At 63.3% G+C, this 2,640-nt stretch carries 2 protein-coding genes; both read right to left on the bottom strand.

Features of this window, described 5'->3' with window-relative positions; all coding sequences use genetic code 11:
* Window positions 1–87 precede the first annotated feature (87 nt).
* Window positions 88–876 carry an IS21-like element helper ATPase IstB gene (gene istB / locus JMY28_RS38730; RefSeq protein WP_201701141.1) on the bottom strand — a complete coding sequence of 263 codons (789 nt, stop codon included), beginning with the start codon at window positions 874–876 and terminating at the stop codon, window positions 88–90.
* A 6-nt stretch (window positions 877–882) separates the two neighbouring features.
* On the bottom strand, window positions 883–2,400 hold the full coding sequence (gene istA / locus JMY28_RS38725; RefSeq protein WP_201701140.1) for an IS21 family transposase: 1,518 nt from the start codon (window positions 2,398–2,400) through the stop codon (window positions 883–885).
* Window positions 2,401–2,640: the final 240 nt, after the last annotated feature.

The following is a 2,640-nucleotide window of genomic DNA, read 5'->3' as shown; positions in this document are numbered from 1 at the left end:
GGTGTCACGGATCGGCGTAATCGAGCCGGGGATGATCGGCGTAATGAGGCCACCTGGAATGGCCCCGAAACGCGATTTCGAAGGGACTCAAGAATGCGGTTTTTTGCCTGATTTTGCAACCGCGTTTTCGCTGTTTTCGGGCATCGGTTTCGGCTTGCGGAAGCTTTCACCTTCTATGACGACACGGTAGGCGCCATGCCGTAGCCGATCGAGCGTGGCAGCACCGAGGATGCGGTTGTCGGGGAACGCGTCGCCCCATTCGCTGAAGTCGAGATTCGACGTCAGGATTGTCGCCGCGCGCTCATATCTGGCGGCGATCAGGTCGTGGAAGTCTTCGTCGTGGGGTGCACGCAGGGGTTTCAGCGCGAAGTCATCGACGATCAGCACCGGAACGCGCACGAACTGCTGCAACTTGCGTTCATAGAGCTCAGTCGCCCGTGCTGCATGCAGCTTCTTGAGCAGTTCGGTTTGCGTGATGAACAGAACGTCGCGGCCCTGGCGTGCGGCGCAGTGGCCCAGGGCCTGCGCGAGATGCGACTTGCCGACGCCTGTTTGGCCGACCATCAGTACGCAGACCTTCTCGTCGATATAGCGGCCGGCGGCGAGATCATGGATGTGAGCGCGGTTGAGCTTGGGCACGCGATCGAAGTCGAAGGTCTCGAGCGTCTTGCCCAGGGAGAAGCCAGCGCGGGCGAGCCGCACGCCGAGCTTCTTCTGCTCTCGCCGTGCAACCTCGTCGTGCAGAAGCGTGGCGAGGAACTCCGTGTAGGCAAGGTGCCCGTCGATGGCTTGCCGGTTGCGTTGCTCGAGCGAGTCGAGGATGCCCGAGAGGCGCAACTGTTTGAGGATCGTGTTCAGTTCTGGACTGGGATGCATGGGCGTTCAATGGATCAGAAGGGAATGGAGGTCACGGCCGAAGCGGCCGCCGTTCAGATAGGTGTCGGCAGGCGCCGGCGCTGGTGCTGCGGTGGGCTGGCTGTCCAGCCCCTTGTCGAGGATCGTCTTGACGGTGCGGTACTTGGGGCTGGCGAACACGAGCGCACGCTCGCACGCAGCCTCCAGCCGTTGATCGCCGACCTTCTCGCGAAGCCTCACAACGCCCTGCGCGCCGCGCAGATTGACGAGCACCTTGTCGTTGAACATCGCGAGAACGAGCGCGTGGCAGGCAGGCCCGATATCCTTTGCCCGCGCCAGGCACCACTGTGGATCGTGCTCAAGCCACGCTTGCGCTTCAGGCGGCTGGTGGTCACGCACCGTGTGGCGATCGCCGGGCTTGCGCAGGCGTGGATGGGTCGCGACGAGCTCATGGCGGTGGAACACCTGCACGACCGTGTCGGTCGCCTTCAGCCACAGTTGCTTGCCGACGAGAGTGAACGGCACTGAGTACAGTGCCTTCTTGTAGACGACGTGCCCGTCGGTATGCACCTTGACCTCGCACCATACGGCCAGCACTGGCGGCACATCGGGTAGTCTGGCGAGCAGCGGCTTCTCGATGGCGAAACGTGCAAGCGGCTGCTCGCGCGTCGTGCCGTGCTCGCGCGTGCCGGCCTGCTGCATCACCCAGTCGCGCAATTGACGGTTGGCGTCGGCGAGATCGCGGAATTCGCGCAGCGGCACGAAGGATCGCTTGATGTATTTGACGCCGGCCTCGACGACGCCCTTCTTTGCAGGATCGTGTGGAGGGCATGCGTCGATCCGGAAACCGTACCCCTCGGCCAGCGCGGCGTACGAGCGCTGTACCTCGGGATCGTACATACACGCCTTTGTGATCGCGCATTTGGCGTTGTCTATGATGACGCGCTCCACGCGGCCGCCGAACCATTCGAAGGCGCGCCGGTGGCAGGCCAGCCAGGTCTCGACCGTTTGATCCAGCACGAACTCTGCATACTGGTGCCGCGACCAGCACAGCGTCATCACGAAGAACCATGTCTTGAGCAGAACCCCGGACTCATGCATGAGCACCGGACCGGCGCCGAAGTCGACCTGCGCGGCCTCGGCCGGTGCGAACTCCAGGATCGTCGTCGCTCTCGCGCCGCGCTCGGCCTTCAAGTGCAGCAGGAAGCGCCGCACTGCCGAATAGCTGCCCGTATAGCCGTGGTTGCGCTGAAGCGCATTGAAGATCGTCGTGCCCTGCACGTCGGCGTCAAACCAGCCGCGCACCAGATCGCGAAACGGTTCAATCGTGGAGACGCAGCTACGCGGCAGCTTCGGATTGCGTCCGAAGATCGCCGCCAGTTCGGCGTCGTCCGGCAAGGGCCGACCGGGATCGAGCCAGCCCCGAGCGAGCGCGACCTGCCTGACGGTCTTCAGCTTCCCACGCCCCATCAGGCGTGCGCTGGCAATGTCGCGGTCGGAATCGCCCTGACGCATGCGCGCCAGAACCTGTCGATACTCAAACACTTCGAACCTCCTTCGACTCATCGGCCCTCCGGGCAAAAAGCCTGAAGGTACCGGGTTGCGGAAATTCGAAATGCGTTTCGGGCTGCCGCCCGACAGAACATTGAGCCCGCTACGTGGCTCGATTACGCCGATCCTGCGGTGGCTCCAATACGCCGATCATCGAGTGGCCCGATTGCGCCGATCATCCGGTGGCTCGATTACGCCGATCCCGGAATGGCTCGAATATGCCGGTCAGTGACA

The organism is Paraburkholderia hiiakae, from assembly GCF_904848665.1.
In the GTDB taxonomy this organism is placed as follows: domain Bacteria; phylum Pseudomonadota; class Gammaproteobacteria; order Burkholderiales; family Burkholderiaceae; genus Paraburkholderia; species Paraburkholderia hiiakae.
Note: the sequence above shows the minus strand (reverse complement) of the source record. Positions and strands in the feature narration are given on the sequence as shown.